This window comes from Plantactinospora sp. KBS50 (genome assembly GCF_002285795.1).
Classification (GTDB): domain Bacteria; phylum Actinomycetota; class Actinomycetes; order Mycobacteriales; family Micromonosporaceae; genus KBS50.
In genome coordinates this window covers 851,039-875,598 of record NZ_CP022961.1, presented here as the reverse complement: position 1 = coordinate 875,598, position 24,560 = coordinate 851,039, and the positions used below count along the sequence as shown (strand labels likewise).

Below are 24,560 nucleotides of genomic sequence, written 5' to 3'. Positions count from 1 at the left end.
GGTCTTGCTCATGTCAGCGTGCCTGCCCTCGCGTGCCGCGTCAAGGCCCGAGCCGGTTGTCGGGTCGTCTTTCGATCGACCCGCCCCCGCGAACGCAGACGGGCGGCGACACCCATCGGGTGTCACCGCCCGTCATCCGACGGTGGCCGGGGGCTACCGCCCCGGCCGGCCGATCGCGCGACCCTACTTGAGGGTGACCTTGGCGCCCTCGGCCTCGAGCTTGGCCTTGGCCTTGTCCGCGGTCTCCTTGTTGGCCTTCTCCAGGACCGGCTTCGGCGCCGACTCGACCAGGTCCTTGGCCTCCTTCAGGCCCAGGCCGGTCAGCTCGCGCACGACCTTGATGACCTGGATCTTCTTGCCGCCGTCGGCCTCGAGGACGACGTCGAACTCGTCCTTCTCCGGCTCGGCCTCGGCCGGCGCCGCGGCCGGGCCGCCCGCGGCCGCCATGGCGACCGGTGCGGCGGCGGTGACCTCGAAGGTCTCCTCGAACTGCTTCACGAAGTCCGACAGCTCGATCAGCGTCATTTCCTTGAACGCGTCGAGCAGCTCGTCGGTGCTGAGCTTCGCCATGTCTGGCGTCCTTTCTCAAGATCTTGTTGCTGGTGGGTGCGAGCGCCCGCCTCCGACCGCCCGCTCGGCCTGCTCCGCAGGCTCCTACTCGGCGGCCTGCTCCGCAGGCTGCCCCTCCGCGCGCTTGTCCTGCAGGGCGGCCGCCAGGCGGGCGGTCTTCGCCAGAGGCGCCTGGAACAGGGCCGCGGCCTTGCTCAGGTTGCCCTTCATCGCACCGGCCAGCTTGGCCAGCAGCACCTCACGGGACTCCAGGTCCGCGAGCCGGGTGACCTCGGAGGCCGAGATCGCCTTGCCCTCGAACACGCCGCCCTTGATCACGAGCTGCGGGTTGGCCTTGGCGAAATCACGCAGGCCCTTCGCGGCCTCGACGACATCGCCGCCGACGAAGGTGAGCGCGGTAGGACCGGAGAACAGCGTGTCGAGGCCGTCGATGCCCGCATCGGTCGCCGCACGCTTGGCCAGCGTGTTCTTCGCGATCGTGTACGAGGTCTCGCGACCGAGCGACCGTCGCAGCTGGGTCAGCTGGGCAACCGTCAGCCCGCGGTACTCGGTCAGCACGGTGGCGCCGGCGTCCCGGAAACGCTCGGTGAGCTCGGCGACGGCCGTGGCCTTGTCGGCCCGAACCGGCTTGTCCGCCATGTCCCTCCTCTCTCGTTGCGTCGTGCTGGTCCCCGTCCCGGTTGCCCGGGCGGATGATCGGCGGCCATCACACAACGGAAAACGCCCCGGCGCAGGGCGCACGGGGCGAGGGAGGGCGGTGCCGGATGCGATCGTCGGACCGCACCGCTGAACATGGTCGGCGGGACCATGTGCACTGCCGGTGTTCGCTTGCCGCCCTACGCGGGCCGCCCGCCGTGGCGGGGCCTTCGACCGTGCCGGAGCACGGCGACCAGCGGTCTTTGGGTGGTACTTCGCGGCAAGAGTACGGGACGCGCGGCCACACCGCCAAATCCGCCCCGGGTCGTCACGCCCGGCGCCGCCGGAGCGCGGCATAGCCGGCCAGCCCGGCTGTGGTCCAGATCACCGCCTGCGCGGTCAGCAGCGCCACCCGGACGCCCACGCCATCGGCCGTGCCCGCCATCACCCGCGCCGCCGACATCAGCGGCGGCGCCAACCAGGCCAGCGGAGAGTGCGGCAGGCTCAGCACGATCGCGCCGACCACCCCGCAGGCCAGCACGACCAGCCCGGACAGGGCGCCGCGGGTGGACACCCTGCTGGCCAGCGCGCCGAGCGCGACCGCCGCCGGCACGGCGACCAGATGACCCCAGACACCCAGCGCAAGCTGCACCCCCAACGGGGCGTCGGTGACCCGACGCGGCGGGGTCACCCCGCCGAGCAGCCACGGCACGGCCAGGGCGAGCGCCACCGTCACCAGGCCGACGGCCGCCGCCGCGAGCAGCCCGGCCACCGCCTCCCGGCGGCGGCCGAGGGCCACCACGGCGAGCCGGCGCTGCACGTCCGGCTCGATGTCCAGCAACAGCTTCGTCTGCCAGGCCAGCACCGGGAACAGCACCACCGAGGAGACCGCGTACGCCTCGCCGGCCTGCGACCGGCCGCCACCGTTGAGCACCCCGAGGATCAGCAGCCCGGCCAGCAGCGGCGCCAGCGCCCGGCCGGTGCGTACGAACGCCGCCAGCCGCATCGACAGCAGCGCGGTCATCGCCCCACCTCCCGCGCACCGGTACGGCGCCCCCGCGCCGGGCCGCTCCCCGGGCTCATCGATCGGACTCCTCGCGTACCCGGCGGATCTCGTGCCCGGCGGCGCGCAGGGCCGCCACGGTGCTCGCGGCCCGCGCGGCCGGCACCACCACCTCGACCACCGCGACGCCGCCGCCCTCGGGCGGCTCCTCGATCCGGACGGTCTGCTCCGCCACCAGCCAGCGTCGCGCCCCGGGCAGCCGGGCCGTCTCCCCCCGATGATCACTGACCAGTACGCTGCCGCCCGCCTCCAGCACCTCGGCCACCAGCTCCGGCACCAACTCCCGGGCCTGGGCGTCCAGCCCCTCCCACGGCTCGTCCAGCACCAGCAGACCCGGCGGTGCCAGCAGCGCCTGGGCCAGGCCGACCTTCTGACCGGTGCCCTTGGACAGTCGCGGCAACGGGACGTCCCGGTACGGCGCCAGCCCCAGCCGCTCGACCCACCGGTCCACCGCGACCGGCGCGGCGGCAGCGGAGAGCCCGGACATCCGGCCCATCGCGGTCAGGTACTGCCGCACCGTGAACGGCTGCTCCGTCGGGAACCGCTCCGGCACCCAGCCCACCCGACCCGGTCGATCCAGCACCGCCCCGCGGACCGGCCGGAGCACGCCCGCGGCCAGTTGCAGCAGGGTCGACTTGCCGGCACCGTTGCGCCCCAGCACGATCGCCACCCGGCCGGGCTCGATCCGCACCGACGCGGCGCGCAGCACCCACGGACCGCGGCGGTCGTACCGGAACCAGACGTCGTGCAGCCGCATGCCCGCAAGGGTCCCACGCAACGACGAACCGGGGTGCCCCGCACGTGGCGGGGCACCCCGGTTCGTCGTTGTCGCCGGTGGCTCAGGCCGGAACCGGAACCTCGCGGAGGTTCTTCACCAGGTTCGGGTCGACCGGCACGCCGGGGCCCATCGTGGTGGTGAGGGTGACCTTCTTGAGGTACTTGCCCTTGGCCGCGGACGGCTTGACCCGCAGCACCTCCTCCAGCACGGCGATGTAGTTGTCCAGCAACTGCTCGGTGGAGAACGACGCCTTGCCGATGATCAGGTGCAGGTTGGAGTGCTTGTCCACCCGGAAGGTGATCTTGCCGCCCTTGATGTCCTGCACCGCCTTGGTGACATCCATCGTCACGGTGCCGGTCTTCGGGTTCGGCATCAGACCGCGCGGGCCCAGGATCCGCGCGATCCGACCGATCTTGGCCATCTGGTCCGGGGTGGCGATGGCCGCGTCGAAGTCCAGCCAACCGCCCTGGATCCGGGCGACCAACTCGTCGGTGCCGACCTCGTCGGCGCCGGCGGCCACGGCCTCGTCGGCCTTGGCGCCCGCCGCGAAGACGATCACCCGGGCGGTCTTGCCCGTACCGTGCGGCAGGTTGACCGTGCCGCGGACCATCTGGTCCGCCTTCCGCGGGTCGACGCCGAGGCGCATCGCGACCTCGACCGTGGCGTCGAACTTGGCGGTGGTGGTCTCCTTGGCCAGCTTCACGGCCTCGGCCGGCGTGTACAGCCGGTCCTTGTCGATGGCCTCGGCGGCCTTGCGGTAGCTCTTGCTGCGTTGCATGTCTGCTGTGCTCCTGTGGTTGATGTCGGGCCACGCCGTTGCGCGCCCTCCCACGTGGGGGAAAGTCGGTCCCCGGTCACCCGCGGACCGCGAGGGAATCAGTCCTTGACGGTGATGCCCATGGACCGGGCGGTACCGGCGATGATCTTCTCGGCCTGGTCCAGGTCGTTCGCGTTGAGGTCGGCCATCTTCTTCTCGGCGATCTCCCGCAGCTGGGCGCGGGTCACGGCGCCGACCTTGTCCTGCTGCGGCACCCCGGAGCCCTTGGCCACACCGGCCGCCTTGATCAGCAGGCGGGCGGCGGGCGGGGTCTTCAGGACGAAGGTGAAGGTCCGGTCCTCGTACACGCTGATCTCGGCGGGCACGATGTCACCGCGCTGCGACTCGGTCTGCGCGTTGTACGACTTGCAGAACTCCATGATGTTCACGCCGTGCTGGCCGAGCGCCGGACCGACCGGCGGCGCCGGGGTGGCCTGGCCCGCCGGCAGCTGGAGGGTGAACGTCTTGACGAGCTTCTTCTTCGGAGGCATGTCTCTTCCTGGGCTTGATCTGGTGAATGTGCACCTGATGACGCCCGCGGCGGGCACGGTCGAGCGCGTCGCGGGCGACGTTCTAGGGTAACGCAGCCCGACGGCCGCCGATTCGCCGAGGTCGGCGCGGATCAGATCTTGGCGACCTGGTTGAAGTTCAACTCGACCGGCGTCTCGCGGCCGAAGATCGACACCAGGACCTTGAGCTTCTGCTGGTCGGCGTTGATCTCCGAGATCGTGGCCGGCAGCGACGCGAACGCGCCGTCGGTGACGGTCACCGAGTCGCCCACCTCGAAGTCCAGCACCTTGACCTCGGGCTTCGCCTTCTTCTGCTCGGCCGTCTGCACCGCGGGGACGAGCCACTTGAGCACCTCGTCCAGCGACAGCGGCGCCGGCCGGTCGGCCCGGTCGGTGGCGCCCACGAAGCCGGTGACCCCGGGCGTGTTCCGCACACAGGAGTACGACTCCGGGGTGAGGTCCATCCGGACCAGGATGTAGCCCGGGAAGACCTTGTTCTGCACCTGCAGGCGCTTGCCGTTCTTGACCTCGACCTCCTCCCGGGTCGGCACCTCGACCTGGAAGATGAACTCCTCCATGTCCAGGCTGGTGATCCGGGTCTCGAGGTTGGTCTTCACCTTGTTCTCGTAGCCGGCGTACGAGTGCACGACGTACCAGTCGCCGGGGGCGTAGCGCAGCTTCTGCCGCAGCTCGGCCACCGGGTCGAACTCCTCGTCGGACTCCGGACCGGTCGCGACGTCCAGCTCGCCGGCGGACCCGACCGACTCGTCACCGACCGACTCGTCACCGGTCGCCGTCGCCACCGGCGACTGGTCGTCGGTCGACTGGGCGGTCTCGTCGTATTCAGGCACGCTTGCTCACTTCCGTCACTATCAGCGGGATCGGCTCTCAGCCGCCGAAGACCCAGAGGACGCCCCTACCGAAGGCGAAATCCAGGCCGGTCACGATGGCCAGGACCACGGCCACGAAGACCACCACCACCGCGGTGTAGGTCAGCAGCTCGTTCCGGGTCGGCCAGATGACCTTACGTAGCTCGGCGACCACCTCACGGAAGAACCTGCCGAACCGGCCGAAGATTCCCACCCGACCGGTCTCGGACTTGGCCTTCGGTCGGCTGTCCGCCGCCTCGGCCCGCTTCCGCGCCCGGGTGGCCGTGCCACCACGGGAGACCGGCTCGTCCTCCTCGTCGCCCTCGACGACGTCGTCGGTCACCTGGTCGTCACGCTCGTCCGCAGCGTCCTCGCCACGCCGATTGCTGTCGGCCATTTCGCCCTCCGTCGCGGGGTGATGGGTTGGTACGTCGGTGACGCACACTGCTTATGAACCGCCGTCCCGACGATGGCCGGCGGAACTCCGACCCCCGATGGCACGGTCAGGCCCAAGGCGCAGGGGTGACAGGACTTGAACCTGCAGCCTGCGGTTTTGGAGACCGCTGCTCTGCCAATTGAGCTACACCCCTCTGCGGGTCGTCCATCCCGCCCGGACGCGCATGCCTGAGCGGGGGTCGCACGGCCCCACGGCGGACCAGTGTACGGGTAGCGCCGCGACTTTCCCAACCGGTACCGCCCCCGGATCCGCATCGTGTCCCCGTGCCCGCTCCGCCGGCAGGTCCGAGGGCGGTCCGGTCCCCCGTGATGATCGACTCGGCTCTCTAGTCCTCGGCTCCCCGGTCCGGGGTGCGGACCGTCGCCCGAGCCTGGGCCAGCACCTTCTCGCCCCGGCAGGTCGCGGTCAGGTCCAGCACCGTACGGCCGTCCCCGGTCACCTCGCGCACGGTGGCGTTCACCTCGATCTCGGTGCCCTCGTCGTCGTCCGGCACCACGACCGGGCGGGTGAACCGGACGTTGTAGTCCAGCACCGCGTCCGGCGAGCCCGCCCAACCGGTCACCGCGCGCCCGACCAGCGCCATCGTGAACATGCCGTGGGCGATGACCCCCGGCAGACCCACCCTGGTGGCCACTCGGTCGCTCCAGTGGATCGGGTTGAAATCACCCGACGCGCCCGCGTACCGGACAAGATCCGCCCGGGTGATCCGGAACGTCCTGGTCGGCAGCTCCATCTCAGCCCTCCCCCCGTACGACCATCTTGGACCAGACGCTGACCACCGGCTCCCCGGAGACCGTGGACAGCTCGGAGCGGGTGGTCAGGAAGTCGTGCCCGCCGCGGCTGGTGATCTCCTCGATCCCGCTCACGCAGACCAGCTCGTCGCCGGCGACGATCGGCCGGGCGTAGACGAACCGCTGGTCGCCGTGGACCACCCGGCTGTAGTCGAGGCCGAGTTCGGGATCCGTGAAGACCTGGTTCCCGGATGCCATCGAGATCACGATCGGAAACGTCGGCGGCGCGACCAGATCGGCGTGGCCGAGCGCCCGCGCGGCGTCGACATCGTGATGGGCCTCGTCGGTGGCGCCGATCGCCGTGGCGAACTCGCGGATCTTCTCGCGTCCCACCTGGTAGGGCGCGGTGGGCGGGTAACTCCGCCCGACGTAGGAAGGGTCCAAGGGCATGCCCGCGAACCTACACGCCCGGTTCGGGGGCGCGGTTGCGCCGGGCTGGGCGTGGGGTGAGCTGTGGGGGTTCCGCGCCCGCGCGCCCGCGTGGGTGGGTGGGTGGGTGGGTGGGAGACGCGGAAACGCCGCTCCGGCGGACGACCATGGTGGTCGACGCCGAAGCGGCGGTCCGAAGCCGCGGATCGGCCCGGAGGCCGAACGGCAACGTCAGCGGGTCTCGCGGTGCAGGGTGTGCTTGCCATCCCGGGGGCAGAACTTCTTCAGCTCGATGCGGTCCGGGTCGTTCCGGCGGTTCTTGCGCGTGATGTAGTTGCGCTCCTTGCACTCCACGCACGCCAAAGTGATCTTTGGACGGATGTCGGTCGCCTTGGCCACGGCGGGGCGCCTTCCTCGCTAACGGTCTGAACTCGGCATATCAGCGTAGACGCTTGCCACGCAGACACGCAAAGTGGGCGCCTGTGGCGCCCCTCGCATCGGGCCGAACGGACCAGGGTCCGAACGGTGTGTTCGCCGGGATCGGCCCGGCGCCCGAGAGTAGCGGTGGCCGGACTTGAACCGGCGACACAGCGATTATGAGCCGCTTGCTCTGCCAACTGAGCTACACCGCCGTGAACGGGTCCAGCTGAACCCTCTGAGCCCCCTTACGGAATCGAACCGTAGACCTTCTCCTTACCATGGAGACGCTCTGCCGACTGAGCTAAGGGGGCCTGCGCGATCTCCCTGGGAGGCGCGCAGGGGTAAGAGTACACGGCGCCGCCCGGGAGGTGAAATCGGATCCCCGGTCCGCCGGACCCTCCCCGATGCCGAAGCCGGACAGCACCGGACCAGGGACGCATCAGCCCCGGTCAGGGACGTTCCGAGGGCGGTTTCAGGGCACCGCCCGCAGCCTCCGGACGTCCGCGGCGGTCAGCGGTTCCGGCTCGGACTGCGCGTCCACCCAGGCGGCCAGCCGCTCGTACGGCAGCGGCCGGCTGAACAGGAAGCCCTGGGCGATCTGGCAGCCGATGTCCTGGAGCAGTTCGAGCGTCAGTTCGCTCTCCACGCCCTCCGCGACCACGGCCAGGCCGAACTGCTGGGACAGCGTCACCACGGCGTTCACGATGGCCAGGTCGACCGGGTCGGTCGCCATGCCCTGCACGAAGGACCGGTCGACCTTCACCTCGTGCACCGGAAGCCGGCGCAGGTACAGCAGTGAGGCGTAGCCGGTGCCGAAGTCGTCGACGGAGAGCCGTACCCCGATCTCGCGCAACCGGCGCAGGATCGGCACCGGCCGGTCCGTGCCGTCCAGCACGCCCGACTCGCGGATCTCCAGCGTGAGCCGTTCGGCGGGTACGCCGTACTCGGCCAGCAGGCCGTCCACCAGGGCCGGAAAGTGCGGGTCGGCCAGCGACCGGGCCGACAGGTTGACCGCGATGTTGAGCGGCTGCTGCTGGTCCGGCCAGTCACGACTGCGTCGCAGGCCCTCCCGGAGCACCACCTCGGTGAGCCGGCCGAGTTGGCCGGTGTGTTCGGCCACCGCGACGAAGTCCTCCGGCGCCACCGCGCCGTGCGCCGGGTGCTCCCAGCGGGCCAGGCACTCCACGCCCACGAGCCGCCGGTCGTGCAGCGTCACCTTCGGCTGGAAGTAGACCTCCAACTCGCCCTGGTCCAGGGCGCGGCGCAGGTCGGTGGCCAGGCTGAGCCGGTGCAGCGAGCGGGATTCGAGCATCGGACTGAACAACTGGATGCCGCCGGGTACCGCCTTGGCCGCCGTTGCGGCCAGGTCGACCCGTTGGAGCAGCGTGTGCGCGTCGCCGCCGTGGTCCGGGTGCAGCGCCACCCCGACCACGGTGTCCACGTCCAGGGTCAGTTCGCCGAACACCATCTTGTCGCGGATCTGTTCGCGCAGCCGCGCGGCCAGGTCGAGCGCGGCGTCGGCGTCGTCGAGCCGCAGCAGGACCACGAACTCGTCGCCGCCGATCCGCCCGATGAGCGACGACGACGGGGCGGATCTGCGCAGCCGCTCGGCGACCTCGACCAGCACCTGATCGCCGGCCGCGTGCCCGAGCGTCTCGTTGACCCGGCGCAGGTCATCCACGTCGAAAAGCAGGATTGCCACGACCTCGTCGGGGGCCCGGATCTGCACGGCCTCGCCGAGCGCCGCGGTCATCCGCCGCCGGTTCGGCAGCTTGGTCAGCCCGTCGTGGTACGCGTCGAAGCGCAGCCGGTCGACCAGCCGGGAGTTCTCCAGGGCCACGGCGGTGTGCGCGGCCACCGTCTCGAAGACCGGTACGTCGCCGGGGCGGAAGTGCCCGACGTCGCTGAGCCGGTTCACCACCTCGAGCGTGCCGATCATGGCCGAGCCGGACCGCAACGGTACGACGAGCGCGTCCTTGACGTCGGTGCCGTGCAGCATCGTCCGGAGCCGGTCTCCGCCCTCCAGCCGACTGCCGATGGCGAGCGTGCGGCGTTCCTGGATGGCCCGTTTACGCACGGCCGCCGGGATCGGTGCCACGTCCAGCAGCCCGGAGTCGTCCACCCGGGCCGAGAGCAGCACCTCCGGGTGCCGGCCCTGGGCCGGCAGCCACAGCGTCGCGTACTCGGCCTGCATGAGCGCCCGGACCCGACCCAGCATCGCGTCCGGCAGCGTGCCGTCCTGGCCACTCTCCGTCATGGCTCGGGTCAGCTCGTACATGTCCTCGAGCATCCGGTGCTGGCGCAGCGAGGTCGCGTACGAGCGGTAGACCAGTGCCAGTGCGGCGGCGAGCGCCGTGAGCGGCAGCAGTGACCACCAGGTCGCGTCCAGGGCGAGCAGGATCACCAGGCCGACGGCCGTGTTGAGACCCAGCGTGACCAGGACGAGCCGGGCCGTTCCGAGCACCTCGCGGCCGGCCTGCCAGCCCTGGAGCAGACCGATCACGCCGCTCACGGCCGACACGGTCACCAGGGTGTAGACGGCCAGTGCGACGCACAGGACCGCCCAGGTCACCGGACCGACTCCCGCGTCCGCCGGCAACTGGGCGAGAACGAGGCTGGCCAGCGAGATCGCCGCCGCCGAGTTGGCGACGTTGAACCACAGCTTCACCCGACTCATCCGCCGACGAACCTGGATCATCAGGGTCGCGAACGTGACCAGGAGCACCACGAGCAGCGGCGGCAGATAGTGCAGGGCGAGCACGATCGGGATCTCGGTGATCGACACCGTCATGCCCTGCCGGCGGACCACCAGCTGCAGCGTCGGGATGCTGGCCAGCACGAGGGCGGCCAGCAGCGCGACGAAGAGCACCATCCGTGCGAACGGCGCGGCGTCGTTCCACCAGCCCGACCGGTTGGAGCCGAGCACACCGAGCAGAACACAGGACAGCACGGCCAAGGCCGCCAGCGGTCCCGTGATCAGCCAGGCCCGCTCCGAGTTTCGCCCCGGCAGTTTACGGGATCGCATCAGCCTCCCGCCTGCCGGGGCTGTCAGCGTGCGCCGGCTACGAAGGTCGTGGGGGTGTTACGGAATCAGCAGGGTTCCGAAGCTCGCGGTCCAGTCGACCCCGAGCAGTTGGGGACTGCCAACGACAAAAGCCGCCAACGCGACCATTGCCGTGAGCGTCATGGCGACGCCGATGAACCGGCCAAGCCGTCGAGTACACATCGATGGCTCCTATCAACGAGCTGAGCGAGGGGTTGATACAACGGTGGAGGTTCCATGATGGTGCCACAGTGGAAAGCAGCGGCAAAGCCGGAGCGGGCCCTGTTCACTGTCCCAGCGGACAGATCCGCCCGTTTGGCAGGCAGGACATCCCCCAGGCGGCCCCATTACCTTTAAATTCACCTTAGGTCGCGGTTGCGGTAGCCAGTAAGATCAGATGTAACCTACAAAGAACCCCAGATAACGCCAGCAGTATCAAATGCCTTCACCTCTGGCATATCAGGGCAAGATCTTCTTTGGGGAAAAATCGGGCGTCGTAAAAATGGCCGGAGTGGCCGCCCAGCGCAGCGACGGCTCACCCGTCATGATGACCGGCATGGTGGATCGGGACGCCAGGACGCGCGCCGACTTGGAGACACTGCTACCCCAGGAGGGCTTCCGGCCCGACTGCTACCGGCTGTACGGCGGCGAGGGCATCGGTCACTGCTACGTGATCGATCACGTACCGGCCGGCTGGGAGGTCTACTACACGGCCTCCAGCAGCAAGACCGCCCTTCGGGTTTTTCCCACCGAAGCCGACGCCTGCGCCGACTTTCTCGACCGGCTCCGCCAGGACCCGACCACCCGGCACGGCTGACCGGTGGACCCCGTCGCGTGCCCGGCGGACACCCGGGTGGCACCGCCCGGCGACCCACCGCTACATCGAGATGAATCGCATTGATGCATGTCTAGCTAGCCGTCGCCCTCGCGTTTCGACACGACCCTCCGAGGTGACTCTCGGAAGCAATGGAATTACTTCGCGAAGCGGGATGCATTTCCTCGGAAAATCCCCCGGAAACCGGGACGGACCCGAGCCGGGCACGCCGTACGGCCGATGACCCACCACTCGCACAAAGGGGACCGGGCGGACCGACCGCAGCACGGCCGCGACCATTTCCTCAGCCCTTGCAAAGAATGTTCCGGAGCGCACGGATGCGGCCGGCGGGGCGACCCGGCCGGTCGCGCCGGAGGGCGGCGGTACGCGCCGACCGGACGGCGCCCGGGCACCGGCGGTGGGCGGCCGCGGAGCGGAGCCGAGCGGCACGGGCGCTGGTCGACGAGCCGCCGGCTGGGTTGACCGGTCAGTCACCCACTGCAACCAACGACGACACCCCGCCGGTCGCACCAGCCTCCCGACGATCTCTGCGACACATATGCGACACAGCCGGCGGGACGCAACCGGGCCGCCGGAGCCGGGCGAAACCACGAAAGCGGCCCCCGACCGGCTTTCGTGCTGGTCGGGGGCCGCTTTGCGCAGGCGTGGCGGGTAGAGGATTCGAACCTCTGTAGCTTTCGCGACGGATTTACAGTCCGCTCCCATTGGCCGCTCGGGCAACCCGCCTGGGCGTGCCACCGCACCTCGGCGCGGCAGCGGAAGCAAGGATAGCGGTTGTCCCCGGTGCCGGCGCAACCGGGTACCGTCGGCAGGATGTGCCGACCTCGGGCGGCATCGGACACCAGCGGCCGGCAGGCCGGAAACCGGGTCAGACCGGGGTCGGGCTCCCGGGCGCGGCGCCGGTTGCGCCGGTGGCCGGAGACCGGACCGAACCATCCATACCTCAGGAGCATGATCATGGCAGCGAACCCGTCGTTCGACATCGTGAGCAAGGTCGACCGGCAGGAGATGGACAACGCCCTGCGGCAAGCGGAGAAGGAGCTTGGTTCGCGTTTCGACTTCCGCGGAACCGGAGCGGAGATCTCCTGGGCCGGGGAGGAGGCGATCACCCTCCAGGCGGAGACGGAGGAGCGCACCAAGGCGGCGTTGGACGTCTTCAAGGAGAAGGTCGTCAAGCGCAACATCTCGCTCAAGTCGCTGGACTGCGGGGAGCCCCGGCAGTCCGGCAAGGTCTACCGGATCGACTGCAAGGTCCTCCAGGGCATCGCCGCCGACAAGGCCAAGGCGATCAGCAAGAAGATCCGGGACGAGGGCCCGAAGGGCGTGCAGGCCCAGATCCAGGGCGACCAGCTCCGGGTCACCGGCAAGAAGCGGGACGACCTCCAGGCCGTCATCGCGCTGCTCAAGTCCGCCGACTTCGGCGTGGCGCTCCAGTTCACCAACTACCGCTAGGCCGCGCGCGGCCGGCGACGAGAGGTACGTCGGGTGCCTCACCCGGCCCGGGTGAGGCACCCGACGTACCGACGAGTCGGGGCGGCGCCCGGTCGGCGCCACCCCGACTCAGGGCTGGCAGGGCGGGTACGGCGTGCTACCCGCTCAGTGCATGTACTGGATCGGACCCGAGTTGCCGGCCAGGGCCTCCAGCCGCCGCACCCGCTCCTCCATGGGCGGGTGGGTGGAGAACAGCGCGCTGAGGCCGCCACCCCGGAACGGGTTGTCGATCATCAGGTGCGCCGTGCTGGTGAGCTGGCGATCGGCCGGCAGCGGCAGTTGCTGGGTACCCATGTGGATCTTGCGCAGGGCACTGGCCAGCGCCATCGGGTCGCGGGTCAGCGCGGCCCCGGAGGCATCCGCCTGGTACTCCCGGCTCCGGCTGATCGCGAGCTGGATGATGGTCGCCGCGATCGGACCCAGGATCAGCATGGCCAGCAGCACGGCCGGGTTCGGCGAGTCCTCGTCGTCCCCGCCGCCCAGCGGGATGAACCACATGAGCTGGGCGAGCGCGGTGATGATCCCGGCCAGCCCGGCGGCCACGCTGGAGATCAGGATGTCCCGGTTGTAGACGTGCGACAGCTCGTGCCCGATGACACCACGCAGCTCGCGGTAGTCGAGGATCCTGGTGATGCCCTGGGTCACGCAGACCGCCGCGTTGGCCGGGTTGCGGCCGGTGGCGAAGGCGTTCGGCTGCATCGTCGGACTGACGTACAGCCGGGGCATCGGCTGGTTCGCCGCCGTCGCCAGTTCCCGCACCATCTGGTACAGCGCGGGGAACTCCGCCTCGCTGACGGGCTGTGCGCGCATCGAGCGCAGCGCCAGCTTGTCGGAGAAGAAGTAGGTCACGCCGTTCATGACCAGCGAAATGAGCACGGCGATGATCAGGCCGGCGCTACCGCCGAACCAGTATCCGACGCCGAGGATCAGGGCGGTGAGCAGGCCGAGCAAAGCGGCCGTTTTGAGACCGTTTCGGTGGCTGTGCACGATCACTCCTTCGGTGCGCGGACCGAACTCCGGCCCGCCAACCGCTACAACACTCCCGGTACCCCTCCATCATCCGGATATTGCTGAGAACTGGCTGAATACTCAGCGGCCGGCGACGTCCAGCACCAGCTGCGGCGCGAACCCGAGCACGATGATCAGCCCGGTGGCCACCGCCAGCGCCACCGCGACGGCCCAGCCCGGCCGCGCCGGAGGCGCCGCCGGCCCCGGAGACACCCCCGACCGCCCGGAGGCCGCCGGCCGCCCGGACGCCACGGGGGCGCCGGACACCGCGGGGGCGTACAGGGTCGCCGCCACCCGCAGGTAGAACGCGAGCCCGACCACGGCGTTCAGCGCCACCACCACGGCCAGCCAGCCCGCCCCGCCCACCAGCAGCGACCGGACCACGACCACCTTGGCGAACAACCCCGCCAATCCCGGTGGCAGACCCGCCAGCCCCACCAGGGCGAGCACGAAGGCGGCCCCGACCAGCGGATGCCGTCGGGCCGCGCCGCGGTAGCCGGCGATCGGGCCGCCGTCGGCGCCGGCCGGCCGCAGCGCCACCACCGCGGCGAAGGCCGCGAACTCCAGCAGGACGTAGAACACCGCGTACGCGAGGACGGCACCGGCCAGCCCGCGGGCCGCACCCGGCTCGGGGTGTACGGCAAGCGCGCCCAGCGGGGCGAGGAAGTACCCGGCCTGGGCCACCGAGGACCAGGCCAGCAGCCGGACCATCCGGGTCTGCCGGAGCGCCACCAGGTTGCCCACCGTCATCGTGAGCACCGCCAGCACGGCCAGCACCGGACCGGTGGTACGCACCGGCAGGGCCGGTGAGCCGGCAGCGCCGAGCACCGCCGGCAGGCTCCCGCCGGTCGGGTCGGCGCTGGTGGTCACCGCCAGCAGCGCCACCACCCCGCCCAGCTTGGACGCGGTGGACAGGTAGCCGGCCACCGGCAGCGGCGCGCCGTCGTAGGTGGACGGCGCCCAGGCGTGGAACGGCACGGCCGCCACCTTGAAGGCCAGCCCGAGCACCACCAGCGCCACGGCCGCGGAGGCCAGCGGCACGCGGGCCGCCGGCAGGTCGCCGGTCAACGCCGGGCCGAGCTGGTTGAGGTGCAGCCGCCCGGTGCCGGCGTACAGCAGCGCGGCGCCGAGCAGCGTCACGGCGCTGGCCACGACGCTGACCACGAAGAACGTCACCGCCGCCTCGGCACCGGCCCGGCTGGTCCGGCGGGCGGCCACCAGCACGTACAGCGGCAGGGTCAGCGTCTCCAGCGCCACGACCAGGGTGATCAGGTCGGCGGCCGAGCCCAGCACCACGCCGCCGGTCATCGAGCAGGCGAGCAGGAAGCAGTACTCCCCGGCCGGTACCGCGGCGGACCGCAGCAGCGGCGCGGACAGCGCCAGCACGCCGAGGGTGAGCAGCGCGAACAGCGCCGCCACCAGCGCCGAGCGGCCGGTGAACAGGTACGAGCAGTCCTCGCCCCGGCAGAACGTAGCCCGGCCGGCGCCGCGACCGGCCAGCGACGCCACCACGGCCGTCGCCACCGTCCCGGCGGCGGCGGTCAGCAGCGTCGCCAGCCACCGGGCCAGCGCGAGGTCCACCAGCAGCACCAGCACCGCGGTGCCGGCCGCCAGGTACGCGGGCAGCAGCGCGAGATGGTCGATGCCGCTCATCGGGACACCGCCGTCACCAGGGCCCGCACCGGCTCGTCGGCGATGCCCAGCACCAGGGCCGGCACCAACCCCACGACCAGCGCCAGCAGCACCAGCGGTGACCAGGCCAGCCACTCCCCGCCGGCGATCCGTGGGTCGAGTCCGGCGAGCGCCGGCGTGGCCGGGCCGTGGCTGACCCGCCGGAGCAGCCGCAGCAGGTACGCGGCGGTCAGCGCGCCACCGATCGCGGCCAGCACCGCGAGGGTCAGCCAGAGTGCGCCGCCGCGACGGACCGCCGCGACCACCGCGAACGCCTCCCCCCAGAAGCCGGCCAGCCCGGGCAGCCCGAGCGACGCCACGGCGGCGAAGCCGAACAGCCCGGCCAGCCGGGGCGAGGTCTCCCGGAGCCCGCCGAGGTCGGCCAGCGCGCCCGTGTGGGCGCGGTACTTCAGCCCGCCCGCCAGGAAGAACAGCAGGCCGGTGATGATGCCGTGCGCCACGTTACCGACCAGCGCCGCGCTGATGCCGGTGGCCGTGCCGGTGGCGATGCCCAGCAGCACGAAGCCCATGTGTCCCACGCTGGAGTACGCGATCAGCCGCTTCAGCTCGTCCTGGGCGAGGCACACCAGCGCGCCGACCAGGATGGCCGCCACCGCCAGGACGGCCAGCACCGGTCCGGCCCAGCCCACGCCCAGCGGGGTCACCCCCACGCCGATCCGGATCAGCCCGTACGTTCCCATCTTCAGCAGCACGCCGGCCAGGATGACGCTGCCGACCGTGGGCGCCTGGGTGTGCGCGTCGGGCAGCCAGGTGTGCAGCGGCCAGAGCGGGCTCTTCACGGCGAACGCCAGGGCGAACAGCGTGAACGCGACCAGTTGGACGGTGCGGGACAGCCCGGTCCCACCGGTGAGCGCGACGATGTCGGCGGTGCCGGCGGCGGTCACCACGGTGAACACCCCGACCAGCAGCAGCACCGAACCGAAGAGGGTGTACAGGGCGAACTTGCGGGCCGCGGCCCGCTGCGGCCCGGTGCCGGGCCGGGGCAGGTGATCGGCGTAGCGGCGCGGCATGGCGGCGTCGCCGCCCCAGCCCGCGATGACCGCGTACATGGGCAGGAGCACGACCTCGAAGAACAGGAAGAACAGCACCAGGTCGAGGGCGAGGAAGGTGCCCAGGATGCCGGTCTCGATGACCAGCAGCAGCGCCACCAGCCCCCGACCGGGCCGGTGGGCCGGCGCGTGCCGCACGGTGTACGCGCAGCACAGCAGGGTGAGCAGGCCGGTCAGCACGACCAGCGGATAGGAGATGCCGTCCACGCCCAGGTGGAACCGCAGGTCCAGGCCGGGCACCCAGGGCAGGTCGAGGTTGTGCCAGGGCAGCACCGCGGGCGGGCCGGCACTGTAGCTGAACCAGCCCGTCGGGCCGTGGACGCCGAGCAGGACGGTGAGCACGAACGTGCCGGCCGCGAACGCCGTACCGAGGATCCGGGCCGCCGCGTCGGCGCGGGCCGGCACCGCGAACACGGCGCCGGCGCCGGCGGCCGGCAGGGCGAGCACCGCGATCAGGCCGAGCTGCCCGGCGGTCATGCGGCACCGCCCAGCACCGCGGCGGCCAGGCCGATCAGCAGGGCGCCGGCCAGTACGGCGGCGGCCGCGCGGGGCAGCCCGGCCCGGTGCAGCGCGCCGAGCCCGCCGCCGATCCGCAGCGTGGCCCGGCCGGTGCCCTCGACCGCGCCGTCGACCACCGCCTCGTCGCCGCGGCGCACCCCTCGGGCCAGCGCCCGGCAGGGGCGTACCACCAGCAGGTCCTGCACGTCGTCCAGCCGGAAGCCGGCGGCGAACAGCGGCCGCAGCCGGCCCAGCGCGGCGGCCGGGTCGGTGGCCGGGTCCCGGCGCCAGGCCAGCCAGGCTCCGCCGGCACCGGCCGCCAGCAGCGCCAGCGGGAGCAGCACGCCCGGCCCCAGGGCGACCAGGTCGGCGGCCGGGTTGGACAGCCGGCGCACGAACGGCCCGGCGAAGCCGGCCAGTCCGAGCAGCGCGGCCGGCACCGCCAGCAGCACGATCGGCCAGCGCATCGCCGGCGGCGGGTCGTGCGGGTGCGCGGCGGGGCTGCGGGTCTCGCCCGCGAAGGTGAGCAGCAGCAGCCGCGTGGCGTACCAGGCGGTGATCCCGACGCCGAGCAGCCCGGCCAGCCAGACCAGCCAGCCGACCCGGGCGCCGGCCGGGCCGCCGCCGTGCAGCGCGGCCTCCTCGGCCACCACCAGGATGCCGTCCTTGCTCCAGAAGCCGGACAGCGGCGGCACCCCGGCCAGCGCGCCGAGCCCGACCAGCATGGACCAGAACGTCACCGGCATGCTGCGCCGCAACCCGCCCATCGCCGGCAGCAGCGTGCTGCCGATCGTGTGGATCACGGCGCCCGCGCCGAGGAACAGCAGCGCCTTGAACGCGGCGTGGGTGAGCAGGTGGAACAGCGCCGCCGCCGGCGAGCCCACGGCCAGCGCCCCGGCCATGTAGCCGAGCTGCGACACGGTCGACCAGGCGAGCACCCGTTTCAGATCGTCCTGCGCGGTGGCCGCCAGCGCGCCCAGCAGCAGCGTCACCGCGGCCAGCACCCCGAGCACGGCCAGGGTCACCGGGGCGGCCAGGAACAGCGGGTAGAGCCGGGTCACCACGTAGATGCCGGCCGCCACCATGGTGGCCGCGTGGATCAGCGCGGAGATCGGGGTGGGACCGGCCATCGCGTCCGGCAGCCAGGTGTGCAGCGGGAACTGGGCGCTCTTGCCGGCCACCCCGGCCAGCAGCAGCAGGCCGGCCGCCGTAAGGGTGCCGGTGGAGTAGTCGTGCGCCAGCACGTCGGCGATCCGGAAGCTGCCGGCGCCCACGCCCAGCAGGGCGATGCCGAGCAGGAAGCCCACGTCGCCCACCCGGGTGACCAGGAACGCCTTCATCGCCGCGGCGGGCGCCTCGGGCAGCCGGCGGTCGTGGGCGATCAGCAGGTACGAGCAGAGGCCCATCACCTCCCAGCCGACCAGCAGCATGATCAGGTCGCCGGCCACCACCACCAGCAGCATGGCCGCGGTGAAGAGGCTGATCTGGGCGGCGTACGGGGCGTACCGGTGGTCGACGTCGTCGCCGTCCCGCTTGAGGTACGCCACCGAGTACACCTGGACGGCCAGCGCCACGGCCGACACCGCGACCGCGACCAGCGCGGCGGCCGGGTCGAGCCGGAGCCCGAGCCGCACGGTCAGCCCACCCAGGTCGACCCACCGCACCGCGGCGTCGACCGGTCCGGTGAGGGTGGCCAGCAGCCAGACCGACACCACCAGCGACACCGCCGCGCCGGCCACGCCGAGCGCGATCGGCACGGCCCGGGAACGGGCCGCCAGCGCGCCGGAGGGCAGGCCGCGGGGCGACGGCGGCAGCAGCAGCCCGACCAGGGCGACCCCGAACGGTACGGCCGGCAGCAGCGCGCCGAGCAGCACGGACCGGCTCACCGCGGCACCATCCCCGCAACGGCGGTGTCCGGACCCGCCGGCGCGGCATCCGGGTCGGACGCTTCGTCGTCCGGCGGCAGCCGCACCACGTCCTGCGCCGGACCGTCCAGGCGTACCGTGTCCAGGGCAACGTCCGCGCGCAGCCGGTAGAGCTGGAGCACGATCGCCAGCCCCACCCCGACCTCGGCGGCGGCCAGCACGATCACGAACAGCGTGAAGACCTGGCCGCCGGCCGGCACCGCGGTCCGGACCGTGGCGTCGGCGGTGACCAGGATCAGGTTGACCGCGTTGAGCATCAGCTCGACCGCCATCAGCAGCAGCACCGCGTTGCGCCGGCGCAGCACGCCGTACGAGCCGAGCCCGAACAGCGCCGCCGCGGTGACGTACGGGATGACCGGCCTCACCGGCGGCCGCCGATCTCGGGCCGGGACACCACGATCGCGCCCACCAGCGCGGCCAGCAGCAGGATGGACAGCGCCTCGAACGGCAGCACCCAGCCGCGGAAGATCTCCGCGCCCAGCCGCTCCGCGGTGCCGGCCGGCGGTGTCGGGACGGCGGTCCACCGGTACGCGTCGACAAGCAGCACGGCCAGGCCGAGCCCGACCCCGCCGCCGACCAGGCCGGCCGCCCACCCGGGCCGGTCGTGCTCGGGCGAGGCGCCGATCGGTGCCCGGGTGAGCATGGCGGCGAACAGCAACAGCACCACGATCGCGCCCACGTAGATGAGGATCTGCACCCAGGCCACCAGTTCCGCGCCGAGCACCAGGTAGAGCCCGGCGACCGCCCCGAGACAGACCACCAGGTGCAGCCCGGCCCGGACCAGGTGCCGGCTGCTCACCACCAGGGCACCGGCGCCGGTCGCCACCAGGCCGAGGGCCAGCAGCAGCACATCCACGCCGGTCATCCGGCCGCGCCTTCGCCGGCGCCTCCCGGCGGCGGTACACCCCGCCCGGCCGGGGTGGAGGCCCGGCGCGCGGCGGCGGTCTCCTCCTTGGCCGGCTCGCCGTTGCGGTCGTGCGCGGGCGGCGGCGGCACGGTCGCCATCCACTCGCCCAGGTGCTCCCTGTCGTGCAGCAGATCGCGGATGTCGTACTCGGCGTACTCGAACTCCGGCGACCAGTGGAGCGCGTCGAACGGGCAGACCTCGATGCAGATGCCGCAGTACATGCAGAGCGAGAAGTCGATGTCGAACCGGTCCAGCACGTTGCGCTGCCGGGGCCGGGCCGCGCCGGGGACCTCGACCTCCTCCTTGTGCGAGTCGATGTAGATGCACCAGTCGGGGCACTCGCGGGCGCACAGCATGCAGACCGTGCAGTTCTCCTCCAGCAACGCGATCACACCCCGGGACCGGGGCGGCAGCTCGGGCTGCACGTCCGGGTACTGCTGGGTGTGCGATCGCCGGGTCATCGTCCTGAGGGTGATCGCCAACCCCTTCGCGAGTCCCTCTCCCGGCACGCCCATGCCGTTCATCCTGCCCTCTTCGAGCGGCGCGCGCGACCACCCCCCACCCGGATCCACCAGACCATCGCCGGTGGACCTGCCCATCGCCCGGATCACGCCGCGGGGATGTGGGACGCCGGGCGGGGATCGGTCACATTTTTCGCGGCCATACCTGAGGGTCATTTTTATGACCCTCAGGTATGGCGGTCAAAAGTTTTGTCGCGACCATTGGGGTCACCGTGCGTGATGCCGCGATCGAGTCGGCGGCTCGGCCGGCGTCCGAATCCGAGGCCGGCGCCGCGCGGCGCCGGCACGATCACCAGATCAGCCGGACCGCCGCGGTGAGCACGAGCTGGGCCAGCGCCAGTGGCACGAGGACCAGCCAGCACAGCCGCTGGAGCTGATCCTCGCGCAGCCGGGGGTAGGAGACCCGGAACCAGATCACCACGAACGCCACCGCGAACAACTTGAGCAGCGTCCACAGCCAACCGAGGTACTCGTCGCCGAACGGCCCGCGCCAACCGCCCAGGAACAGCACGGTGGTGAGCGCCGCGATCACCACGATCCCGACGTACTCGGCGAGCAGGAAGAACGCGAACCGCAGGCCGGTGTACTCGGTGAGGTAGCCGAAGACCAGCTCGGAGTCGGCGATCGGCATGTCGAACGGCGGGCGGCGGATCTCCGCGAGCCCGGCCACGAAGAAGACCGCCAGCGCGGGCGCCTGCCACAGCAGCCACCAGGGCCGCCACGCCTCGACGATGCCGGGCAGGCTGAGCGTGCCGGCGGCCATCGCCACGCTGGCCGCGGCGAGCACCAGCGGCAGCTCGTAGCCGAGCAGTTGGGCCGCCCCGCGCAGGCCGCCGAGCAGGCTGTACTTGTTGGCCGACGCCCAGGCCGACATCAGCACCGCGACCACGCCGATGCCCACCACGGCGAGCACGAAGAACAGCCCCACGTCCAGCGGCTGCGCGACCAGGCCGTGCGGGCCGAGCGGGATCACCAGCAGCGCCAGCAGGTACGGCAGCAGCGCGATCACCGGCGCCAGCCGGAACACCGGCCGGTCCGCGCCGCTGGGCGTCACGTCCTCCTTCTGCACGAACTTCACGCCGTCGGCGATGAGCTGCGCCCAGCCGTGGAACGCGCCCGCGTACATCGGGCCGAGCCGGCCCTGCATGTGCGCCATCACCTTGTGTTCGGCCTGCCCCACCACCAGCGGCAGGGTCAGGAATGCCGCCAGCACGCACACGACCCGCAGGACCAGCTCCAGCCAGACCGGCATCAGGCGCCCTCCTCACCGTCGTGCGGGCCGTCCGCCGGTTCCGCCGGAGCGGCGCCGGGCCGCGCCGAACCGTCCGGCCGCGCGGGGCTCGCCGAGCCGTCCGGCCGCGCCGACCGGCTCGGGCGGTCCGGTCGCGCCGGTCGGGCCGTTCCCGGGCGTCGGGCCGGACCGGCGGGCGCGGCCGCCGCGAGTCCCCACTGCCCCGGAGCCGGTACCCCGGGCGGGCGCATCGGCTGCCGGCGGGCCGCCCCGGACTCCGACTCGCCCGGCTCCTTCGCCCCCGGCCAGGGCTTGGCCACCCGCGAGGCCAGCACGAACTCCTTGCGCAGCGGGTGGCCCTCGAACTCCGGCGGCAGCAGCAACGGCGCGAGGCCGTCCCGGCCGGTGAAGCCGATCCCGAACATCTCGTGCGTCTCCCGCTCGTGCCAGTCGGCACCCGGATAGATGTCCCGCACCGACGGCAGTTCGGGCGCGTCGCGCGGGACCCGGGCGCGGACCAGCGCGCCGTGCCGGTGCCGGGTCGACCACAGGTGGGCGACCACGTCGAAGCCGTCGGTCAGCTCGTCCACCGCCGACAGCCAGTCGAAAAAGTCGAAGGCCAGCTCCGGGTCGTCCCGGGCGGCAAGCACCGCCTCCCGCCAGCGCTGCGCCGGTACGTCCACGGTGGCCCGCGCGTACGCCTGACCGCCGGAGACCCCGCCGCGGACCGTACCCTCGGGCGCGGAGCCGGCGCCGTCGACGAGCAGTTCCACCAGCCGGGCGCCGATCTCCTCCGGAGTCATGTGCCGATCCTAGGGCGTGTCGGGAACGCCGACCCGCACCGAAGTGGCGCCGGGACGCGTGAAACCCCGCAGCCCGGGAAAGGTGAGCCCGTGCGCGCCATCACCATCGTCCCGGGCACGGCCGGTTCGTTACGGCTGGACGCCGACTTCCCCGAACCTCCACACCGGGAGGGCGCGGTGCTCGTCGAGGCACTCGCCCTGGGAATCTGCGGCACCGACCACGAGATCATCGAGGGCAGGTACGGCGAGGCCCAGCCGGGCAGCGACGTACTCGTGCTCGGTCACGAGTCGCTGGGACGGGTGCTGGAGGACCCGACCGGGACCCTGCGCCCGGGTGACCTGGTGGCCGGGATCGTCCGCCATGCCGACCCGCTGCCCTGCCCCAACTGCGCCGTCGGCGAGTGGGACATGTGCCGCAACGACCGGTACACCGAACACGGCATCAAGGGGCTGCCCGGCTTCGGCCGCGACCGGTGGCGGATCGAGCCGTCCTGCGCCGTACGGCTGGACCCGTCGTTGGCCCGGATCGGCGTGCTGCTCGAACCGGCCAGCGTGGTGGCCAAGGCGTGGGAGCACATCGAGCGCATCGGCCGGCGGGCGGCCTGGGACCCGCGGACCGTGCTGGTCACCGGGGCCGGGCCGATCGGCCTGCTGGCGGCGTTGCTGGCCGCGCAGCGCAGCCTGGACGTGCACGTGCTGGACCTGGTCACCGAGGGTCCGAAGCCGGCGCTGGTGCAGGCGCTCGGCGGGTCCTACCACGCCGGCACCGTCGCCGACCTCGACTTCGAGCCGGACATCGTGATCGAGTGCACCGGCGCGCCGTCGGTGGTGCTGGACGCGATGTGCCGGGCCGGCAACAACGGCATCGTCTGCCTGACCGGCGTGTCCAGCGGCGGCCGCAGCATCGACTTCGACGCCGGGGCGCTGAACCGGGCGCTGGTGCTGGAGAACAACGTGGTGTTCGGCTCGGTCAACGCCAACCGGCGGCACTGGCAGCTGGCCGCCGAGGCGCTGGCGAGGGCCGACCCGGAATGGCTGTCGTCGCTGATCACCCGCCGCGTACCGGTCGACCGGTACGAAGAGGCGTTCGCCGCCTCGGGTGGGGAGATCAAGGTCGTACTCGAATTCGCGAGCTGACCGGCCGTTCCGGCCGGCGCGCCGCGGCCGTGGTCGTGGTCGTGGTCGCCGTCGCGGTCGCGGCTGTGGCCGCGGCCGTGGCCGTGGCCGTGGTCAGTCGGGCGGCCGGACCAGCGGAGCGGTGAGCGCGTCGGGGCGGGATACGCCGCCGAGTCCGGACCGCTCGCCGGCGATCTTCTCCTGCAACCGCAGGATGCCGTGCAGCAGCGCCTCCGGCCGGGGCGGGCAGCCGGGGACGTACACGTCGACCGGGATGATCTGGTCCACGCCCTTGGTGACCGAGTACGAGTCCCAGTAGGGGCCGCCGCAGTTCGAGCAGGCGCCGAAGGAGATCACGTACTTCGGCTCCGGCATCTGGTCGTACAGCCGCTTGATGGCCGGGGCCATCTTGTCGGTGACCGTTCCGGACACCACCATCAGGTCGGCCTGCCGCGGACCGTGCGCGAACGGGATCACCCCGAGCCGGATGAAGTCGTGCCGGCCCATGCTGGTGGCGATGAACTCGATGGCGCAGCAGGCCAGGCCGAAGTTGAACACCCAGAGCGAATAGCGCCGCCCCCAGTTCAACACGAACCGGATCGGCTCGCCGAGCACCTGCGGCAGCTGCACGGCCACTCCCTCCCGCTGTTCCCGATTCGACCCTAACCCACCGCGGTTGTTCGCCGATCGACGCAACGTACGCCGCCGGCCGGACCGTTTCTCCGGCGGGCTGGGCACGCCCGACGGTGGCGACTGGTCGGCCTGCTGGCAGGGGCGGCCCGCCGACCCGTACCCCGCGCAGACCTGTCTGCTGCCCGGGATCGCCGCCGGCGAACAGCGGACGTACACGTTCGGTTTCCGCCGCGCGGCGGAGTCCACCGACGGCGACCCGTCGTCGTCGGTGCTGCGACTGGACCGGTACAACGAACAGGACGAGCCCTGGCCGGATCTGCACCCCGCGGACAACGAATACGAATTCCGCATCCGGTACGCCTGATCGACTACCCGGTGCGCGCGGCGGCCGTCCGGATCTCCACCAGCCCTCCCCGGATCTCCACCAGCCCGCCCCAAGTCGCCCATGGTTCGCTGGGATCGTCACCCACGGCGGGGCCCGCCGGCCAACCGATTAGGGTCTGTGACAGTCACGGCGACCGGAGAGGAG

The 24,560-nt window shown here is 72.0% G+C and carries 25 protein-coding genes, 4 tRNA genes and 1 pseudogene; 4 read left to right on the top strand and 26 right to left on the bottom strand.

All coding sequences use genetic code 11. From position 1 onward, the window contains the following. Nucleotides 1–183: 183 nt before the first annotated feature. The 15 genes from rplL to CIK06_RS03960 form a co-directional block, all read right to left on the bottom strand. Complete coding sequence (gene rplL, locus CIK06_RS04030; RefSeq protein ID WP_095563678.1) at nucleotides 184–570, bottom strand: 50S ribosomal protein L7/L12; 387 nt, start codon at nucleotides 568–570, stop codon at nucleotides 184–186. Nucleotides 571–654: 84 nt separating this feature from the next. Beyond that, nucleotides 655–1,209, bottom strand: coding sequence for a 50S ribosomal protein L10 (gene rplJ, locus CIK06_RS04025; protein WP_095563677.1), 555 nt, complete (start codon nucleotides 1,207–1,209; stop codon nucleotides 655–657). A 325-nt stretch (nucleotides 1,210–1,534) separates the two neighbouring features. Further along, nucleotides 1,535–2,230 (bottom strand): hypothetical protein, encoded by a 696-nt coding sequence (locus CIK06_RS04020; protein WP_095563676.1) that lies wholly within the window; start codon nucleotides 2,228–2,230, stop codon nucleotides 1,535–1,537. Nucleotides 2,231–2,285: 55 nt separating this feature from the next. Next, on the bottom strand, nucleotides 2,286–3,026 hold the full coding sequence (locus CIK06_RS04015) for an ATP-binding cassette domain-containing protein (RefSeq protein ID WP_095563675.1): 741 nt from the start codon (nucleotides 3,024–3,026) through the stop codon (nucleotides 2,286–2,288). Between the two features lie 82 nt (nucleotides 3,027–3,108). Next, nucleotides 3,109–3,825: a 50S ribosomal protein L1 gene (gene rplA, locus CIK06_RS04010; protein WP_095563674.1), complete on the bottom strand. Its 717-nt coding sequence runs from the start codon at nucleotides 3,823–3,825 to the stop codon at nucleotides 3,109–3,111. 98 nt (nucleotides 3,826–3,923) lie between these two features. Beyond that, nucleotides 3,924–4,355, bottom strand: coding sequence for a 50S ribosomal protein L11 (gene rplK / locus CIK06_RS04005; protein WP_095563673.1), 432 nt, complete (start codon nucleotides 4,353–4,355; stop codon nucleotides 3,924–3,926). 131 nt (nucleotides 4,356–4,486) lie between these two features. Then, nucleotides 4,487–5,224 (bottom strand): transcription termination/antitermination protein NusG, encoded by a 738-nt coding sequence (nusG, locus tag CIK06_RS04000; RefSeq protein WP_095563672.1) that lies wholly within the window; start codon nucleotides 5,222–5,224, stop codon nucleotides 4,487–4,489. Between the two features lie 37 nt (nucleotides 5,225–5,261). Then, on the bottom strand, nucleotides 5,262–5,639 hold the full coding sequence (secE, locus tag CIK06_RS03995; RefSeq protein WP_095563671.1) for a preprotein translocase subunit SecE: 378 nt from the start codon (nucleotides 5,637–5,639) through the stop codon (nucleotides 5,262–5,264). A gap of 120 nt (nucleotides 5,640–5,759) precedes the next feature. After that, a tRNA-Trp gene (locus CIK06_RS03990) sits at nucleotides 5,760–5,832 on the bottom strand. Nucleotides 5,833–6,024: 192 nt separating this feature from the next. Further along, complete coding sequence (locus tag CIK06_RS03985) at nucleotides 6,025–6,432, bottom strand: MaoC family dehydratase (protein WP_095563670.1); 408 nt, start codon at nucleotides 6,430–6,432, stop codon at nucleotides 6,025–6,027. Nucleotide 6,433: 1 nt separating this feature from the next. Continuing rightward, on the bottom strand, nucleotides 6,434–6,880 hold the full coding sequence (locus CIK06_RS03980; RefSeq protein WP_095563669.1) for a MaoC family dehydratase N-terminal domain-containing protein: 447 nt from the start codon (nucleotides 6,878–6,880) through the stop codon (nucleotides 6,434–6,436). Between the two features lie 210 nt (nucleotides 6,881–7,090). Beyond that, a complete protein-coding gene (gene rpmG / locus CIK06_RS03975; protein WP_095563668.1) occupies nucleotides 7,091–7,258 on the bottom strand; it encodes a 50S ribosomal protein L33 in 168 nt (55 codons plus the stop codon). Nucleotides 7,259–7,418: 160 nt separating this feature from the next. Then, nucleotides 7,419–7,491, bottom strand: a tRNA-Met gene (locus CIK06_RS03970). Between the two features lie 26 nt (nucleotides 7,492–7,517). Continuing rightward, a tRNA-Thr gene (locus CIK06_RS03965) sits at nucleotides 7,518–7,590 on the bottom strand. 161 nt (nucleotides 7,591–7,751) lie between these two features. Next, nucleotides 7,752–10,304 (bottom strand): bifunctional diguanylate cyclase/phosphodiesterase, encoded by a 2,553-nt coding sequence (locus tag CIK06_RS03960; protein WP_095563667.1) that lies wholly within the window; start codon nucleotides 10,302–10,304, stop codon nucleotides 7,752–7,754. Nucleotides 10,305–10,761: 457 nt separating this feature from the next. Here CIK06_RS03960 and CIK06_RS03955 point away from each other — a divergent pair, with 457 nt between their 5' ends. Continuing rightward, nucleotides 10,762–11,139: a hypothetical protein gene (locus CIK06_RS03955; protein ID WP_232534004.1), complete on the top strand. Its 378-nt coding sequence runs from the start codon at nucleotides 10,762–10,764 to the stop codon at nucleotides 11,137–11,139. Between the two features lie 663 nt (nucleotides 11,140–11,802). On the opposite strand, the gene CIK06_RS03950 is transcribed toward CIK06_RS03955, so the two are convergent. Continuing rightward, a tRNA-Tyr gene (locus CIK06_RS03950) sits at nucleotides 11,803–11,883 on the bottom strand. Nucleotides 11,884–12,114: 231 nt separating this feature from the next. Between CIK06_RS03950 and CIK06_RS03945 the strand changes: the two genes are divergently transcribed. After that, the gene (locus CIK06_RS03945) at nucleotides 12,115–12,609 is read left to right on the top strand and encodes a YajQ family cyclic di-GMP-binding protein (RefSeq protein WP_095567550.1); all 495 of its coding nucleotides are present in this window, start codon (nucleotides 12,115–12,117) and stop codon (nucleotides 12,607–12,609) included. Between the two features lie 144 nt (nucleotides 12,610–12,753). Here the strand turns inward: CIK06_RS03945 and htpX are convergent, their stop codons facing one another. The 9 genes and pseudogenes from htpX to CIK06_RS03900 all read right to left on the bottom strand — a co-directional run. After that, nucleotides 12,754–13,635: a zinc metalloprotease HtpX gene (gene htpX, locus CIK06_RS03940; protein WP_095567549.1), complete on the bottom strand. Its 882-nt coding sequence runs from the start codon at nucleotides 13,633–13,635 to the stop codon at nucleotides 12,754–12,756. Nucleotides 13,636–13,737: 102 nt separating this feature from the next. After that, nucleotides 13,738–15,309: an NADH-quinone oxidoreductase subunit N gene (locus tag CIK06_RS03935; protein ID WP_095563666.1), complete on the bottom strand. Its 1,572-nt coding sequence runs from the start codon at nucleotides 15,307–15,309 to the stop codon at nucleotides 13,738–13,740. Beyond that, nucleotides 15,306–16,874, bottom strand: a complete 1,569-nt coding sequence (locus tag CIK06_RS03930; RefSeq protein WP_095563665.1) for a NuoM family protein — start codon at nucleotides 16,872–16,874, stop codon at nucleotides 15,306–15,308. The genes CIK06_RS03935 and CIK06_RS03930 overlap by 4 nt, the downstream gene beginning before the upstream one ends. Continuing rightward, a complete protein-coding gene (locus CIK06_RS03925; protein WP_095563664.1) occupies nucleotides 16,871–18,781 on the bottom strand; it encodes an NADH-quinone oxidoreductase subunit L in 1,911 nt (636 codons plus the stop codon). The genes CIK06_RS03930 and CIK06_RS03925 overlap by 4 nt, the downstream gene beginning before the upstream one ends. After that, on the bottom strand, nucleotides 18,778–19,185 hold the full coding sequence (nuoK, locus tag CIK06_RS03920) for an NADH-quinone oxidoreductase subunit NuoK (RefSeq protein WP_095563663.1): 408 nt from the start codon (nucleotides 19,183–19,185) through the stop codon (nucleotides 18,778–18,780). The genes CIK06_RS03925 and nuoK overlap by 4 nt, the downstream gene beginning before the upstream one ends. Further along, nucleotides 19,182–19,685 carry an NADH-quinone oxidoreductase subunit J gene (locus CIK06_RS03915; RefSeq protein ID WP_095563662.1) on the bottom strand — a complete coding sequence of 168 codons (504 nt, stop codon included), beginning with the start codon at nucleotides 19,683–19,685 and terminating at the stop codon, nucleotides 19,182–19,184. The genes nuoK and CIK06_RS03915 overlap by 4 nt, the downstream gene beginning before the upstream one ends. Next, nucleotides 19,682–20,251: an NADH-quinone oxidoreductase subunit I gene (locus CIK06_RS03910; protein ID WP_095567548.1), complete on the bottom strand. Its 570-nt coding sequence runs from the start codon at nucleotides 20,249–20,251 to the stop codon at nucleotides 19,682–19,684. Before CIK06_RS03910 ends, CIK06_RS03915 begins: the two co-directional genes overlap by 4 nt. 286 nt (nucleotides 20,252–20,537) lie before the next feature. Next, nucleotides 20,538–21,500 carry a complex I subunit 1 family protein gene (locus CIK06_RS03905; RefSeq protein ID WP_095563661.1) on the bottom strand — a complete coding sequence of 321 codons (963 nt, stop codon included), beginning with the start codon at nucleotides 21,498–21,500 and terminating at the stop codon, nucleotides 20,538–20,540. Nucleotides 21,501–21,667: 167 nt separating this feature from the next. Beyond that, a pseudogene (locus CIK06_RS03900) lies at nucleotides 21,668–22,282 on the bottom strand (NADH-quinone oxidoreductase subunit C); the annotation flags it as partial. Nucleotides 22,283–22,372: 90 nt separating this feature from the next. Here CIK06_RS03900 and CIK06_RS03895 point away from each other — a divergent pair. Next, nucleotides 22,373–23,419: a glucose 1-dehydrogenase gene (locus CIK06_RS03895; protein WP_095563659.1), complete on the top strand. Its 1,047-nt coding sequence runs from the start codon at nucleotides 22,373–22,375 to the stop codon at nucleotides 23,417–23,419. A gap of 93 nt (nucleotides 23,420–23,512) precedes the next feature. Here CIK06_RS03895 and CIK06_RS03885 read toward each other — a convergent pair whose 3' ends face one another. Then, nucleotides 23,513–24,028, bottom strand: coding sequence for an NADH-quinone oxidoreductase subunit B (locus tag CIK06_RS03885; protein ID WP_095567547.1), 516 nt, complete (start codon nucleotides 24,026–24,028; stop codon nucleotides 23,513–23,515). 46 nt (nucleotides 24,029–24,074) lie between these two features. Here CIK06_RS03885 and CIK06_RS03880 point away from each other — a divergent pair, with 46 nt between their 5' ends. Beyond that, nucleotides 24,075–24,395 (top strand): hypothetical protein, encoded by a 321-nt coding sequence (locus CIK06_RS03880; protein ID WP_095563658.1) that lies wholly within the window; start codon nucleotides 24,075–24,077, stop codon nucleotides 24,393–24,395. Nucleotides 24,396–24,560 lie beyond the last annotated feature (165 nt).